The organism is Nocardioides korecus (assembly GCF_054778395.1).
Window position 1 is genome coordinate 182,621 of sequence record NZ_BAAGZO010000005.1, and the last position, 15,076, is coordinate 197,696.

The 15,076-nt window shown below is 72.3% G+C and carries 14 protein-coding genes and 1 riboswitch; of the genes, 10 read left to right on the top strand and 4 right to left on the bottom strand.

All coding sequences use genetic code 11. The annotated features are described in order from the left end of the window. Nucleotides 1–75 precede the first annotated feature (75 nt). The 3 genes from ACYVDA_RS11605 to ACYVDA_RS11615 form a co-directional block, all read right to left on the bottom strand. Entirely contained in the window at nt 76–1,026 is a 951-nt protein-coding gene (locus tag ACYVDA_RS11605) for a type IV toxin-antitoxin system AbiEi family antitoxin domain-containing protein (RefSeq protein WP_460818518.1), read from the bottom strand. Between the two features lie 256 nt (nt 1,027–1,282). Further along, nucleotides 1,283–2,743 (bottom strand): alpha,alpha-trehalose-phosphate synthase (UDP-forming), encoded by a 1,461-nt coding sequence (locus tag ACYVDA_RS11610; RefSeq protein ID WP_460818519.1) that lies wholly within the window; start codon nt 2,741–2,743, stop codon nt 1,283–1,285. Between the two features lie 10 nt (nt 2,744–2,753). Then, nucleotides 2,754–3,767: a Gfo/Idh/MocA family protein gene (locus ACYVDA_RS11615; RefSeq protein ID WP_460818520.1), complete on the bottom strand. Its 1,014-nt coding sequence runs from the start codon at nt 3,765–3,767 to the stop codon at nt 2,754–2,756. A 152-nt stretch (nt 3,768–3,919) separates the two neighbouring features. Between ACYVDA_RS11615 and ACYVDA_RS11620 the strand changes: the two genes are divergently transcribed. The 6 genes from ACYVDA_RS11620 to ACYVDA_RS11645 all read left to right on the top strand — a co-directional run bounded on the left by ACYVDA_RS11620 (nt 3,920) and on the right by ACYVDA_RS11645 (nt 8,102). After that, complete coding sequence (locus ACYVDA_RS11620; RefSeq protein WP_460818521.1) at nt 3,920–4,231, top strand: DUF3263 domain-containing protein; 312 nt, start codon at nt 3,920–3,922, stop codon at nt 4,229–4,231. Between the two features lie 11 nt (nt 4,232–4,242). Further along, nucleotides 4,243–4,776, top strand: coding sequence for a LytR C-terminal domain-containing protein (locus ACYVDA_RS11625; RefSeq protein ID WP_460818522.1), 534 nt, complete (start codon nt 4,243–4,245; stop codon nt 4,774–4,776). Nucleotides 4,777–4,841: 65 nt separating this feature from the next. Further along, nucleotides 4,842–5,687 carry a trehalose-phosphatase gene (otsB, locus tag ACYVDA_RS11630; RefSeq protein WP_460818523.1) on the top strand — a complete coding sequence of 282 codons (846 nt, stop codon included), beginning with the start codon at nt 4,842–4,844 and terminating at the stop codon, nt 5,685–5,687. Nucleotides 5,688–5,784: 97 nt separating this feature from the next. Next, a riboswitch (SAM riboswitch) is annotated at nt 5,785–5,928 on the top strand. A gap of 44 nt (nt 5,929–5,972) precedes the next feature. After that, nucleotides 5,973–7,250 (top strand): threonine synthase, encoded by a 1,278-nt coding sequence (gene thrC / locus ACYVDA_RS11635; RefSeq protein WP_460818722.1) that lies wholly within the window; start codon nt 5,973–5,975, stop codon nt 7,248–7,250. 45 nt (nt 7,251–7,295) lie between these two features. Further along, nucleotides 7,296–7,571 carry a MoaD/ThiS family protein gene (locus ACYVDA_RS11640; RefSeq protein WP_460818524.1) on the top strand — a complete coding sequence of 92 codons (276 nt, stop codon included), beginning with the start codon at nt 7,296–7,298 and terminating at the stop codon, nt 7,569–7,571. A 63-nt stretch (nt 7,572–7,634) separates the two neighbouring features. Next, nucleotides 7,635–8,102: a PPOX class F420-dependent oxidoreductase gene (locus ACYVDA_RS11645; RefSeq protein WP_460818525.1), complete on the top strand. Its 468-nt coding sequence runs from the start codon at nt 7,635–7,637 to the stop codon at nt 8,100–8,102. Between the two features lie 15 nt (nt 8,103–8,117). Here the strand turns inward: ACYVDA_RS11645 and ACYVDA_RS11650 are convergent, their stop codons facing one another. After that, nucleotides 8,118–9,557, bottom strand: coding sequence for a tannase/feruloyl esterase family alpha/beta hydrolase (locus tag ACYVDA_RS11650; protein ID WP_460818526.1), 1,440 nt, complete (start codon nt 9,555–9,557; stop codon nt 8,118–8,120). 124 nt (nt 9,558–9,681) lie between these two features. On the opposite strand from ACYVDA_RS11650, the gene ACYVDA_RS11655 reads away from it, so the two are divergent. The 4 genes from ACYVDA_RS11655 (at nt 9,682) to groL (ending at nt 14,906) form a co-directional block, all read left to right on the top strand. Then, the gene (locus tag ACYVDA_RS11655) at nt 9,682–10,551 is read left to right on the top strand and encodes an ATP-grasp domain-containing protein (protein ID WP_460818527.1); all 870 of its coding nucleotides are present in this window, start codon (nt 9,682–9,684) and stop codon (nt 10,549–10,551) included. Nucleotides 10,552–10,660: 109 nt separating this feature from the next. Beyond that, nucleotides 10,661–11,500 (top strand): SGNH/GDSL hydrolase family protein, encoded by an 840-nt coding sequence (locus tag ACYVDA_RS11660; RefSeq protein ID WP_460818528.1) that lies wholly within the window; start codon nt 10,661–10,663, stop codon nt 11,498–11,500. Nucleotides 11,501–11,515: 15 nt separating this feature from the next. Next, entirely contained in the window at nt 11,516–13,042 is a 1,527-nt protein-coding gene (locus ACYVDA_RS11665) for an APC family permease (protein WP_460818529.1), read from the top strand. Between the two features lie 232 nt (nt 13,043–13,274). After that, on the top strand, nt 13,275–14,906 hold the full coding sequence (groL, locus tag ACYVDA_RS11670) for a chaperonin GroEL (protein ID WP_460818530.1): 1,632 nt from the start codon (nt 13,275–13,277) through the stop codon (nt 14,904–14,906). The last annotated feature ends 170 nt before the right edge of the window (nt 14,907–15,076 follow it).

A 15,076-nucleotide genomic window follows, 5' to 3' on the forward strand; every position in this document is an offset into this window, starting at 1 on the left:
TGGTGGCCGAGGGGGCCCATCTGGTGCGCGAGGGGGCCCGTCTGGTTGCCCAGGAGGCTGGTCGGACCGTCGGTGTCAGCCGAGGTCCGGCCGAGCTCCTCTGCTCCGCGCCTCGTGGACGCCGCGCCACAGCATCTCGATGACGTCCTGGTGCTGGCCGTAGAGGTTGTCCTTGCGCACGACGCAGACCGTCCAGCCGGCGGCCCGCATGGCGTCTCGGCGGACCTGGTCGTGGTGCGCCTGCCTGGGGCCGTGCACCCCCTCGCCGTCGTACTCCGCGACGAACCCCAGCTCCGGGACGGCCAGGTCCGCGCGCCCCAGGAACCGACCGTGCTCGTCGAGGACGTCGTGCTGCGGCACCGGTGTCGGAAGGCCTCCGTCGTGGAAGCGCAGGCGCAGGGCCGACTCGGGCGGGGACTCGGCGCGTGCGTCCGCCAGCGGGGTGAGCGCACGCAGCTGGACGACCCCGCGACGGCCCCTGAAGCGCGGGAGCTCGGCGAAGACCTCCTCGAGCTCGAACCTGCCCAGCGCGAGGAGCTGGTCCATCGCCGCGATGGCCCGGTCCCGGTGCCGCAGCCGGCCCAGGTCGAGGAACGTGCGCAGCGGCGTGGTGACGCGTACGCCGTGCAGCTCCGTGAGGTCGGTCGCGCTGAAACCACGACGACCGCTGTCGACCAGCGCGTTGCGCAACCGGTGGTGCCCGTCCGTGGCGAAGACCGTCAGCGGCGGCGTCTCCAGGTGCGACCCGGGGCGCAGGATCATCGGCGCGCCGGCGAGCCACCCGGCGCTCTCGTCGGTGACGACGACCCCGGCGGGTACGACGAGCCGGATCGCCTGGGCGCGGAGGAGCTGGGTGTCGGGCAGGGCGGCCACGGCGTACACCCCCTTGAGGAGGCGCCGGACGACCCCCGCGTCCACGAGGTCGCGGAACGCCGATCGGGTCATCCCGGTCGCGACCACGGTGGCGTAGGTGAACGGTCCGTCGGTGGGGAGGTCGGTGCTCGCGCCCAGGTGCGTCAGGGTCATCGGCCAGAGGATGGTCGACATCGCTCGGAGGTGCGTCGGGTTGTCCACCGGCCTGCGGCCACCACCGGCCAAACGAGACCCCTCGGCCGCCAGATGAGCCCCCTCGCGCGCCAGATGGGCCCCCTCGGCCGCCAGATGAGCCTCCTCGGCCGCCAGGTGGGCCCCCTCGCGCGCCAGATGGGCCCCCTCGGCCGCCAGATGGGCCCCCTCGGCCGCCAGGTGGGCCCCCTCGGCCGCCAGGTGGGCCCCTCGGCGGCTAGGGGGCGGGGGTGGGGCGGGTGGAGCGGGTGTGGGTGTGGTCGGTGCCGGAGAGCTCGTCGAGGAAGCTCGTGGCCCAGCGGGCGACGTCGTGCTCCTTGACCGTCTTGCGCATCGCCTTCATCCGGCGGGTGAGCTCCTTGGGCTCGGCGGCGTGGGCCTGGAGCATCTGGGCCTTCATGCCGTTGATGTCGTAGGGGTTGACCTGGAAGGCCTGGCGCAGCTCGGCGGCGGCGCCGGCGAACTCCGAGAGCACCAGCGCGCCGTCGTCGTCCAGCCGGCAGGCGACGTACTCCTTGGCCACCAGGTTCATGCCGTCGCGGAACGGCGTGACGACCATGACGTCGGCGGCCCGGTAGAGCGCGGCCATCTCCTCGCGCGGGAACGAGGAGTGCAGGTAGGAGATCGCGGGGCGGCCGATCCGGCCGAGGTCGCCGTTGATGCGCCCGACCAGCCGGTCGATGTCGTCGCGCAGGGTGCGGTACTGGTCGACCCGCTCGCGTGACGGCGTCGCGACCTGCACGAAGACCGCGTCCTCGACGTCGAGGTGCCCGTCGGCGATCAGCTCGCTGAAGGCGCGCAGCCGGGCGTAGATGCCCTTGGTGTAGTCGAGCCGGTCGATCCCGAGGAACACCTTCCTCGGCGAGCCCAGGTCGCGGCGGATCTCGTCGGCGCGGGCCGCCACCTCGTCGGACCCGGCGAGCTCGACGAAGCCGTCGAAGTCGATCGAGATCGGGAAGGCCTTGGCCTGCACGACCCGACCGTCGGGCAGGTAGACCGAGTCGCGGTGGGTCTTGTGCCCGACCCGCTGGCGCACCAGGCGCACGAAGTTCTGCGCCGCACCCGGGAGTTGGAAGCCGACCAGGTCGGCGCCCAGCAGGCCCTCGAGGATCTGGCGGCGCCAGGGCAGCTGGGAGAACAGCTCGGCCGGGGGGAAGGGGATGTGGAGGTAGAAGCCGATGCGCAGGTCGGGCCGCAGCTCGCGCAGCATCTGGGGCACCAGCTGGAGCTGGTAGTCCTGCACCCACACCACGGCGCCCTCGGCGGCGAACCTCGCGGCCATGTCGGCGAAGCGCTGGTTGACCCGCACGTAGGCGTCCCACCACTCCCGGTGGAAGGACGGCTTGGCCACGAGGTCGTGGTAGAGCGGCCAGAGGGTGTCGTTGGAGAAGCCCTCGTAGAACTCCTCGTACTCCGCGTCGGTGATCGCCACCGGCACCAGCGTCAGGCCCTCGTCCTCGAAGGCCTCGGCCTCGTCGCCGGGCTCGCCGGTGTCGCCGGGCCAGCCGATCCAGGCGCCGTCGTTGGCGCGCATCACCGGCTCCAGCGCCGAGACCAGGCCGCCCGGCGAGCGCCGCCAGGAGACCTCGCCGTCCTCGCCGACGACCCGGTCGACGGGCAGCCGGTTGGCGACGACGACGAGGTCGGCCGCGGACTTCTTGCTGGTGGGGGCGCTCACCTCCGGGACCCTACCCGCGGTAGGAGACACCCACCTGCGAGCGGATGTCGTCCATCTGCCGCATCAGCGAGATGGTCTGCGCCGGCGGGACGAGGTCGCTGGTCAGCCGGCTCTCGCGCAGGCAGCGGTGCACCTCGAGGATCTCGTTGCCGTAGCCGCGGCCGACCAGCGGCTCGTCAGCCTCGATGCGGCGGCTCGTGGTCTCGCCGTCGACGGTGGCGGTCCAGGTGACGTGGTCGGGGTGGTGGAAGCCGTAGGGCAGCTCGAAGCGGCCGGTGCTGGTGGCGATCGAGGCGGTGCGGGGTGCGTCGCCGGTCATGGTGGCGCTGAGCGCGGCGACCGCGCCGCCGGCGTACAGACCGGCGATCGCGAGGTCGAGGTCGTAGCCCTGCTCCGAGAGCGAGGCGACCGCCGCCAGGCGCTCGGGCTCGCCGAGCACGAGGTGGGCGAAGGTGAGCGGGTAGATCCCCATGTCCAGCAGTGCGCCCGCGCCCAGCGCCGGGTCGACCAGCCGGTCGCCCTCCTCCGCGCGGACGACGAAGCCGAGGTCGGCGTGGACCTGGCGGGCGACACCGTGGTCTCCCGAGTCCAGCAGCCGCAGCAGCGTGCGGATCATCGGGTGGGTGGCGGTCCACATCGCCTCCATCAGGAACAGCCCCCGCTCGCGGGCGAGGTCGAACAGCTGCTCGGTGGTGTCGCCGTCGAGGGTCATCGGCTTCTCGCACAGCACCGGCTTGCCCGCCTCGAGCGCCGCCGTGACGTGCTCGTGGTGCAGGGAGTGCGGGGAGGCGACGTAGACGACGTCGACGTCGGGGTCGGCCAGCACCCCCGCGTAGGAGTCGTACGCCGCTCCGCCGAACTCGTCGGCGAAGGTCTGCGACCGCTCCAGCGACCGCGACCCGGTCGCCACCAGCCGGCCGTCCGGCACCAGTGCCAGGTCGCGGGCGAACTGCCGGGCGATCCGCCCCGGGGCGAGGACGCCCCACCGGATCGGTTCGGTCACGGGTCCGGTGTCGTCGCTCATGACGGCACCGTACCCACGCGGTCGGACGCCACGCCGCCGAGCGAATGACACCGGTGTGGTTCCTCGCCTATGCTCACCCCGGGACCCCTGTGCACCCCTGCACACCCCCCACCCACTGCCCACCCACTGCGGAGCTCCCAGGAGGCGCTGACATGGCCGGCAGCCACGCGCTCGACCAGACCGGGCCCGAGGGCGCCTCCGACGCCCCGGCGCTCTCCCAGCGCGACGCGGACGTGCTCGACTTCGAGCGCCAGTGGTGGAAGTTCGCCGGCGCCAAGGAGCAGGCGGTGCGGGAGAAGTTCGACATGTCCTCCACGCGCTACTACCAGGTCCTCAACGCCCTCATCGACCGTCCCGAGGCCCTCGAGCACGACCCGCTCCTGGTCCGGCGACTGCGCCGTCTGCGCGCCTCGCGCCAGCGTCAGCGCTCGGCCCGTCGCCTCGGCTTCGACCTATCCGAGTGAACGGAACGCCCGTGAACCCCGTGCCCCCCGTCTCCAGGGTCCTGCGCCTCCCCGCCCGCGACGAGTCCGGCATGGTCCTGCCCACCCGCCTGCTGGTGCTCTGCATCTCCGCGGTCGCGGTGGCCGGTCTGGTCTTCGTCTCCAACGACCCCGACAAGGCGGCCGTCGACCAGGCCGTGCCGGTGGCCCAGCCCAGCGCGTCCTCGGCCCCGACGGCGACGGCCTCCTCGAGCGCCGGCCCCACGCTGAAGGCCAAGCCGAAGCCCAAGCCGGTCTCGCGGGCCGACACCTACGTCGTGGTCTTCAACAACACCCGCACCCGCGGCCTGGCCGGCAGCGTCGCCGGCAAGGCCAAGGCCGCCGGGTGGAACGTCGTCGGCAGCGACAACTGGTACGGCACCGTCGAGTCCACGGCCGTCTACTACCCCCCGCGCCTGAAGCGGGCGGCCCAGGAGCTGGCCTACGACCTCGGCATCCAGCGGCTCCGTCCGGCGCAGGACCCGATGCAGATGGACCGCCTCACCGTCATCCTCACCGGCAGCTGACCCGGGCCCGGTCCGGTCCGCGGGCCGCCTGCGAGCCGCCCGGTCCCGCCTGGGACGATGGCGCCATGGAGTTCGCCTCGTCCCGTGGTGAGCAGGAGTACGCCGCGGTCGTGCGCGCCGCCGACGACCTCGTCGTGGGCCTGGACTTCGACGGCACCCTGGCCCCGATCGTCGACGACCCCGAGAAGGCGGTCATCCACCCCGACGCCCCCGAGGTCCTGGTCGAGCTGGCCTCCTGCGTGCGTGCGGTCGCCGTCGTCACCGGCCGCCCGGCCCGCCAGGTCCTGGACCTCGGCGGGCTCGAGGACGTGGGTCGCGCGATCGGTGAGAGCGGCCGGGAGCTGTTCGTGCTCGGGCAGTACGGCAACGAGCGCTGGACCTCCACCGACCGACGCGTGATCTCCCCGAAGCCGCCCCGCGGCCTGGCCACCTTCACCAGCCGGCTCCCCCGGCTGCTGCGCCGGGCCGACGCGGGGGAGGCCTGGATCGAGGAGAAGGGGTTGGCGGTCGCCGTCCACACCCGACGGCTCGACGACGGCCAGGCGGCGTACGACCGGTTGCTGCCGCTGCTCACCGACGCCGCGGCCGAGCACGACCTCGACGTGGAGCCCGGTCGCTCGGTGATCGAGGTGCGCGCCCACGGCATGCACAAGGGCGCCGCCGTACGCCGGCTGGTCGACGAGGTCGGCGCCCGCGCCACCGTCTTCGGCGGCGACGACCTCGGCGACGTGGAGGCCTTCCGGGCCGTGGAGGACCTGCGCCGCCACGGCACGCCGGGACTGCTGGTCTGCTCGGCCTCGGAGGAGGAGAACGCCCTCGCCGAGTCCGCCGACGTCGTCGTGCGCGGCCCCGCGGGCGTCCTGGACCTGCTGCGGCAGCTCACCGCCGACATCCGCTCCGCACGCGCCTGAGCTCCTGACCTGCGGCTCTTCCGCACGCCGAGACGCGTCGTCTCGGATGTCGGGACCGGTGTGCACATCGTGAGACGCCTACCTACGCTGGTGGGACAGCTCATCGAGAGGGACTGAGGGATACGGCCCGTCGACGTCCCGGCAACCGCCGCGCACCTCCTGTCGAGTCCTCGACCTGTCGTGCCCGGTGCGGTGCCACATCCGTCCCGGACCGAGATACGGCCTCCGGGGAAGATGAGGAGGAGGATTCTCTTGAGCATCGCCACCACCGGCACCGCGACCGACATCACCACGGACGCCAGCCCGGAGCCCGCCGCCGAGACCGGCATCCGCGAGGGCGCGTTCGGCAACGCGACCGCCCTGTCGTGCCGCGAGTGCGGACACCAGGTCGAGCTCGGCCCCCACTACGCGTGTCCGGAGTGCTTCGGACCCCTGGAGATCGCCTACGACTTCCCGGCCGTGACGCGCGAGCAGATCGAGGCCGGCCCCCGCAACATCTGGCGCTACAAGGCGCTGCTGCCGGTGCCCGACGACATCGAGCAGAGCCCCAACATGGAGCCCGGCTTCACCCGGCTGCTCAAGGCCCACAACCTCGGCCGCGAGCTCGGCATCGACAACCTGTGGGTCAAGGACGACTCGACCAACCCGACGAACTCCTTCAAGGACCGCGTCGTGGCCTGCGCGCTGAGCGCCGCCACCGAGTTCCACTCCAAGGTCTTCGCCTGCCCGTCGACCGGCAACCTGGCCAACGCCGTCGCCGCCGCCGGTGCCCGCGCCGGCATCCGCACCGTGGTCTTCATCCCCAGCAACCTGGAGAAGCCCAAGCAGGTCAACTCGGCCGTCTACACCGACTCGCTGGTCGCCGTGAACGGCAACTACGACGACGTCAACCGGCTCGCCTCGGAGATCGCCGGCGAGGAGGACGGGTGGGCGTTCGTCAACGTCAACGTCCGGCCGTACTACGCCGAGGGCTCCAAGACCCTGGGCTACGAGATCGCCGAGCAGCTCGGCTGGCGCCTGCCCGACCAGATCGTCATCCCGGTCGCGTCCGGCTCGCAGCTGACCAAGGTGCACAAGGCCTTCCAGGAGCTGATCACCCTCGGCCTGGTCGAGGACAAGCCCTACAAGGTGTACGGCGCCCAGGCCACCGGCTGCTCGCCCGTCTCGGTGGCCTACAAGGCCGGCGTCGACGCGATCCGCCCGGTCAAGCCCGACACCATCGCCAAGTCCCTGGCCATCGGCAATCCGGCCGACGGCATCTACGTGCTCGACGTCTGCCGCTCGACCGGCGGCGCGGTCGAGGACGTCACCGACGACGAGGTCCGCGAGGGCATCCTGCTGCTGGCCCGCAACGAGGGCATCTTCACCGAGACCGCCGGCGGCACCACGGTCGGCGTGCTGAAGAAGCTCGTCGAGACCGGTCAGCTCGACACCTCGCTGGAGACGGTCATCATCAACACCGGCATGGGCCTGAAGACCCTCGACGCCGTCGCCGACCACGTGGGCCCGGCCGCCACGATCGAGCCGTCGTACGCCGCCTTCGCCGGCAGCGGCGTCGTCTGACAGCCGGCCGAGCCCGACCGCCGCCCGCACCCAGGAGGAGATCCCGTGAGCGTCAACGTCCGCATCCCCACCATCCTGCGCACCTACACCGGCGGTGCCTCCGAGGTCGAGGCCTCGGGGGCCACCCTGGGCGAGGTGCTCGACGACCTCGAGGCCAGCCACAGCGGCATCCGGGCCCGGGTGCTCGACGACAACGGCCAGCTGCGTCGCTTCGTCAACGTCTACGTCGGCAACGACGACGTCCGGTTCCTCGACGGGCTGGCCAGCGCCACCCCGGACGGCACCAAGATCTCGATCATCCCGGCGGTCGCGGGGGGCTGACCCGCCCCTCGTCCCCCCGGCGGTCCGGCCCCTGCTCGGGCGGCGGTCGGGCACACTGGCCGCATGCCACGCAACCTCGCCACCAACGACCGCGTCGAGCGCCCCGAGCTGCTCGACTTCGTCCGTCCCCGTCACCGCGCCGTCCTGGTGACCACCCGCAGGGACGGCCGCCCGCAGCTCTCGCCCGTCACGTGCGGGGTCGACGAGGAGGGGCGCGTGGTGATCTCGACGTACCCCACCCGCGCGAAGGTCAAGAACCTGCGTCGCGACGCCGTGGTCTCCCTGATGATCCAGAGCGACGACTGGGACGGGCCGTGGGTGCAGCTCGACGGCACCGCCGAGGTGATCGACATGCCCGAGGCCAAGGAGCCCCTGGTCGACTACTTCCGCAGCATCTCCGGCGAGCACCCCGACTGGGACGAGTACCGCGACGCCATGGAGAAGCAGGGCAAGTCCCTGATTCGCGTGACCGTCGAGCGCTGGGGCCCGATCGCCACCGGGGGCTTCCCGCCCGAGCTCGCCGACGACTAGACCGACGACCGCGGGTCAGCGGCTCCGCACGTCGCAGGTGTTGACCACGTCGCCGCTGGTGGGACGCGGGACGACACCGGAGCGGGCGGGGCGCCGGCCGTGCTCGACCCAGGCGGTGAGCTCGCGGAACGCGGAGCGGGCACACGGCAGGATCGGGCGCAGCCGGGTCGGGAAGGTGTCGTAGAGGCCGTCGACGTGGTTGCCGCCGGTGATCTCGTAGGTGCGGTGCAGCCGGCCGCTGCCGGCCCGCTTCACGAGCCGGTCGTAGACCCGGGCGTCGGTGCTCGCCGGCAGCAGCGTGTCGAGGTTGCCGTGGACGGTCAGCATCGGCCGCCGGATGCGTCCGGTGAGCTGCACCGAGGCGACCGCCCGCTTCACCGCCGCGGGCCGGGAGGCGTAGTCGTAGTCGGTGTCGCACGCAGGCGTGCCCGAGGGGCAGAACGGCACGCCGGCCTTCAGCGCCCCGTCGTACGTCGGGTCGAACTCCTCGCGGTAGACCCGCTGGGTGAGGTCCCAGTAGTAGGCGTAGTGGTAGTCCCAGAGGAACTGCGACCCGTCCTCGAAGCCCGCGGCGACCATCCGCTGCCCGGCCGCGGCGTCCCCGCCGCGCCAGGCGCGGTAGTTCTGGAGCGCGGTCGGCAGGTAGGTGAACAGGTTGGGGCCGCTGGCGCGGAACAGCGTGCCCTCCCAGTCCAGGCCGCCGTCGTAGAGCCACGGCCGGTTCTCCAGCTGCCACCGCACGAGGTAGCCGCCGTTGGACAGACCCGCCATGTAGGTGCGGCGCGGGCCGTGGCCGTAGCGCTGGGCCACGGCGCGCTTGGCGGCCTTGGTGAGCTGGGTGACGCGGCTGTTCCACTCGCGCACCGAGCCGCCCGGGGTGGAGCCGTCGTCGTAGAACGCGGCGCCGTCGTTGCCCTTGTCGGTCGCGGCGAAGGCGTAGCCGTGGGCGAGGACGTCGTCGGAGATCAGGAAGTCGTTGGCGTACTGCCGGCGGGTGCCGGGCGCCCCGCTCACGACCAGGCGACCGTTCCAGTGGTCGGGGAAGCGGATCACGAACTGCGCGTCGTGGTTCCAGCCGTTGTTGGTGTTGGTCGTGGAGGTGTCGGGGAAGTAGCCGTCGACCTGGGTGCCGGGCACGCCGGTGGGGTTGCGGGTGCCGCTGGCGTTCAGCCCGGCCCAGTCCTCGACGTTGGTGTGGCCGCTGGCCACCGTGCCGGCGGTGGTGAGGTCGGACAGGCACGCCGTCTTCTGCACCTGCGCCCCGGGCACGTGGATGCGCGACTGGCGGGCGCAGTGCGCGGTGCGGGTGGCGGCGACCGAGGGGGACGTCGCGGGAGCGGCGCCCGCCTCGCGCGGGGCGGCGTACGCCGGTGCGGCCACCAGGCCGAGGCCGGCGACCAGCACGGCGAGGGGGGCGGTGAGCGAGGTGCGGCGGCGTGGCCCGAGAGGTCTCATGCAGCCCCATCCTGTGACCGGCGTCTCACCTCGGCAAGGTGGTCGGCCACACACCGGACGTGCCGGGGTGGGGCGGGGCCACGGGTCGGACGCGCGCCGAGCCGCTGCCGCTAGCGTGCGTGCGGTGACCGACTCCTCCGCCCCGGCCCGCCGCGACCTCGTCCTGCTCGCCACCTGCACCGCCCTGCCCCACGGGGAGGACGAGCGCGCGGACGGGCCGCTCGTGCGGGCCCTGGCCGAGCGCGGGATCGAGGGCCGCTGGGTGGCCTGGGACGACGCGGAGGTCGACTGGGCCGAGGGCCTCGTCGCCGTGCGCTCCACGTGGGACTACGAGACCCGGCTGCCCGAGTTCCTGGCCTGGGCGCGGTCGGTGCCGACGATGCTCAACTCCGCCGAGGTGTTCGCCTGGAACACCGACAAGCACTACCTGGTCGAGCTGGCCGCGGCCGACGTGCCGGTGGTGCCGACCGTGGTGGTCGAGGTCGACGAGGACCTGGCGGCGGCCGTCGCGGACCACCTGCCCGCGGTGGTCAAGCCGACGGTCTCGGCCGGCGGCCGGGGTGTCGTCGTCGTGACGGGTCCCGGGCCGGTCGACGGTGCGACCGCGGGGCCCTGGGTGGTGCAGCCGCTGGTCGACTCGGTGCGGACCGAGGGGGAGACCTCGGTGTTCGTGCTCGGCGGCGAGCCGGTCTCCCAGGCGCGCAAGGTCCCGGCCGCGGGCGGGGAGATCCGCGTCCACGAGCAGTACGGCGGGTCCACGGTCGGCGTACCCCTCACGTCGGAGGCGTCCGACCTGGCCCGCACGGCCGTCGCCGCGGCGGAGGCCCGGCTCGGCCGGAGCCTCGACTACGCCCGCGTGGACCAGATGCGCCTGCCCGACGGCACCCTGGCGCTCAGCGAGCTGGAGGCGACCGAGCCGGGCCTCTACCTCGAGCTGCTGCCCGGCAACGCCGCCGCCTTCGCCGACCTGGTCGTCTCCCGCCTGCGCGGCTGACCCGCCGGGTGCCGACCCGTGCCCCGGTGCACGAGGGTTCTCCCGGCCGCCGCCCCGCGTGCACCCGGGGCACGGGTCGGGTTCACCCGGGGCCGGTGGACTGCGCGGGATGTCCGAGCGCTCCCGAGTCCCCGCACGGCCCACGGCCCTGGCGCTGGTCGGGCTCGGGGTGGTCGGGCTGCTCGGCGGTGCGGCCGCGGGCGGGCACGGCCTGCTGCGTCGCCAGGCGGCCGGCGCCCGGGCGCTGATCGGCAAGCCGCTGGGCGAGGAGGCGCTGGTCGCCGACCGCACCTGGAAGAAGAAGTACGGCGACCGGGTGGACCTGCTCGTCCTCGGCGACTCGATCGCCGCCGGCCTGGGCGCCGAGACCGCCCGTCGCACCCTAGGCGCCCGGCTGGCCCGCGCGCTGGCCCGGAGCACCCACCGCGCCGTCCGGCTGCGCACCGCCGCCGTCGTGGGCTCGGAGACCAGCGACCTGGCCGAGCAGCTCGACCGGCTGCCCCCGGCGTACCGGCCCCACGTCGCGGTCGTCGTGGTCGGCGGCAACGACGTGACCCACCGGGTGCCCACGGCGGTCTCGGTGCAGCACCTGGTCGACGCGGTCACGGCGCTGCAGGAGCGGGGCGCCGAGGTCGTCGTCGGCACCTGCCCGGACCTGAACGCGCTGACGGCCCTGCCCCAGCCGCTGCGGGCGCTGGCCTCGCGGGCCTCGCGCCAGCTCGCCGCGGCGCAGGCCCGCGCGGTGGCCCCGCTGGGCGGTCATGTGGTGTCGCTGGCGGAGGTGGTGGGGCCGCACTTCCTGGCCGACCCCGACCAGATGTTCAGCCTCGACCGGTTCCACCCCTCGTCCCTGGGTTACGAACGCACGGCGCAGGCGTTGCTTCCTCGTGTCGTCGCGGCCCTGGAGGCCCAGAACGCCGCGCCACGCTGGACAGGTGGCCCTTCCTGACGGGAGGGTGAACAGGTGTCAGACACTCGGAGCTCGACCGGCGCGAAGCGCGGCATCCTCAGGACCAAGGACGTCAACACCGTCATCCACCAGAACGACGAGGGTGGCGGGGAAGGGGGACTGGCCAAGCGCCTGAAGGCGCGCGACCTGATGGGCTTCGGCATCGGGATCGTGATCGGCACCGGCATCTTCGTGCTGACCGGCCTCGAGGCCAAGGCCCACGCCGGCCCCGGCATCACGATCTCCTTCGTGATCGCGGGCATCGTGGCGATGCTCGCGGCGCTCTGCTACGCCGAGCTGGCCGCCGCCGTCCCGACCGCCGGCAGCTCCTACACCTACGCCTACACCACGATCGGGGAGTTCTTCGCCTGGATCATCGGCTGGGACCTGATCCTGGAGTTCGCCCTCGGGTCGGCCACGGTCGCCCGGGGCTGGTCGGGCTACCTCCAGAGCGCGCTCGACCTGCCCACCTCGCTGTTCGGCGAGAAGGCGCCGTTCAACCTCGGCGCCGTGCTGATCGTGGTCGTGCTCGGCACGATCGCGGCGGTCGGCATCCGCGAGGCCAAGTGGGTCACCAACGCGCTCGTGCTGGTCAAGGTCAGCATCGTGGTCTTCGTGATCGTGGCCGGCGTCTTCTTCCTCAAGGCCAGCAACCTGGTGCCCTTCATCCCGGCCAGTCGTCCCGACACCAGCGCCAAGGGCGGGCTCGCGCAGCCGCTGTGGCAGTTCGCCACCGGCGCCGACCCCACGGCGTACGGCGTGGTGGGGATCCTGACCGCCGCGGCCGTCGTGTTCTTCGCCTACTCCGGCTTCGAGGCGGTGGCCAACCTGGGGGAGGAGACCGAGAACCCCGGTCGCGACATGCCGCGCGGGCTGATCGGCACCCTGGCCATCTGCACCGTGCTCTACATCCTGGTCTGCCTCGTCCTGACCGGCATGGTCGACTACCGCACGATCAGCGAGAGCGCCCCGATCTCCGACGCCTTCGACCAGGTCGGCTTGGGCTGGGCCAGCATCCTGGTCTCGGTCGCGGCCGTGGCCGGTCTGACCTCGGTCATCCTGGTGGACATCGTCGCGATGGGCCGGATCGGCTTCGCGCTGTGCCGCGACGGGCTGCTGCCCGCGAGCATCGGCAAGGTGCACCCGAAGTACAACACCCCGTTCCGCCTGACCATCGGCACCACGATCGTGGTCGCCGTGATCGCGGCCTTCGTCCCGATCGACGCCCTGGCCGAGATGGTCAGCATCGGCACGCTGTTCGCCTTCGTCGTCGTGGCCATCGCGGTCGCGGTGCTGCGGCGCACGGCCCCCCGGATGGAGCGGCCGTTCAAGATGCCGCAGGTCCCGCTGCTGCCGATCATCTCCGCGGTCGCCTGCGTGGCCCTGATGGCGAACCTGGCCGTCGAGACGTGGCTGCGGTTCCTGGTCTGGCTGATCGTCGGCCTGATCATCTACTTCGCCTACGGGCGCTCGCACTCGCGCCTGGCGCCCGGTCGCGAGCGCGAGGTCGCGGCCGCGCTCGGGGCCGACGAGGTCCGCTGACGCACCCCGAGTCGTTTGCACTCGCCAAGGGCGAGTGCTAAAAATGGCGTTGGCACTCGAGTCACGAGAGTGACAGCTCCACGACTGTGCCGCACCTGAACAGCACCACTTTCTTGGCCGTCTGGGTCGAGGTCCGAGGAGCGCCGCGGGAAGGGTCCGCAGGTGGCGCGGACCGTCCGTCGCGGGCGATGCAGCGGCCACCCGCACTTGAGCGTGAGGAATCACCACACCCATGGCAAAGCTGATTGCTTTCAACGAGGAGGCCCGCCGCGGGCTGGAGCGGGGCATGAACACCCTCGCCGACGCGGTCAAGGTCACGCTCGGCCCCAAGGGCCGCAACGTGGTCCTGGAGAAGAAGTGGGGCGCCCCCACGATCACCAACGACGGCGTGTCCATCGCCAAGGAGATCGAGCTGGAGGACCCCTACGAGAAGATCGGCGCCGAGCTGGTCAAGGAGGTCGCCAAGAAGACCGACGACGTCGCCGGCGACGGCACGACCACCGCCACCGTCCTGGCCCAGGCCATGGTCCGCGAGGGTCTGCGCAACGTCGCGGCCGGCGCCAACCCGATGTCGCTCAAGCGCGGCATCGAGCAGGCCGTCGCCTCGATCTCCGAGCAGCTGCTCTCGATGGCCAAGGACATCGAGACCAAGGAGCAGATCGCGGCCACGGCCTCGATCTCCGCTGCTGACGCCACCGTCGGCGAGGCCATCGCCGAGGCGATGGACAAGGTCGGCAAGGAAGGCGTCATCACCGTCGAGGAGTCCAACACCTTCGGGCTGGACCTCGAGCTCACCGAGGGCATGCGCTTCGACAAGGGCTACATCTCGCAGTACTTCATGACCGACCCGGAGCGCATGGAGGCCGTCCTGGACGACCCCTACATCCTGATCGCGAACTCGAAGATCTCCACGGTCAAGGACCTGCTGCCGCTGCTCGAGAAGGTCATGCAGTCCGGCAAGCCCCTGCTGATCATCGCCGAGGACGTCGACGGCGAGGCCCTCTCGACCCTGGTCGTGAACAAGATCCGGGGCACCTTCAAGTCGGTCGCCGTCAAGGCTCCCGGTTTCGGTGACCGCCGCAAGGCGATGATGCAGGACATCGCGATCCTGACCGGCGCCCAGGTCATCTCCGAGGACGTCGGCCTCAAGCTGGAGTCGACCGGCATCGAGCTGCTCGGCCAGGCCCGCAAGGTCGTCATCACCAAGGACGAGACCACGGTCGTCGAGGGCTCCGGCGACGCTGACCAGATCGCCGGTCGCGTCAACCAGATCCGCAACGAGATCGAGAAGTCGGACTCCGACTACGACCGCGAGAAGCTGCAGGAGCGCCTGGCCAAGCTGGCCGGCGGTGTCGCGGTGATCAAGGTCGGCGCGGCCACCGAGGTCGAGCTCAAGGAGCGCAAGCACCGCATCGAGGACGCCGTGCGCAACGCCAAGGCGGCCGTCGAGGAGGGCATCGTCGCCGGCGGCGGCGTCGCCCTGGTGCAGGCCTCCGCCGTGGCCTTCGAGAAGCTGGACCTGGAGGGTGACGAGGCGACCGGTGCCAACATCGTGCGCATCGCCTCCGAGGCCCCGCTCAAGCAGATCGCGATCAACGCCGGCCTCGAGGGCGGCGTCGTGGCGGAGAAGGTGCGCAACCTGACCCCCGGTCACGGTCTGAACGCGGCCACCGGCGAGTACGTCGACATGATCGCCGAGGGCATCATCGACCCGGCCAAGGTGACGCGCTCCGCGCTGCAGAACGCCGCGTCGATCGCCGCGCTGTTCCTCACCACCGAGGCCGTCGTGGCCGACAAGCCCGAGAAGGCGCCCGCCATGCCCGGCGGCGGCGACATGGGCGGCATGGGCGGCATGGACTTCTGACCCCTCGCGGGCAGGAGCCGGTCGTCCGGCACCACAGCAGCACCCCGTCCGCCGCTCGCACCTGAGCGGCACCGGCCACGCAGGACCCCGGAACCCCACGGTTCCGGGGTCCTGTGCGTTCCCCGACGCCTGGCACGGGTGGCGCGCTCCCACCGCGCGGCGGGAGCGTG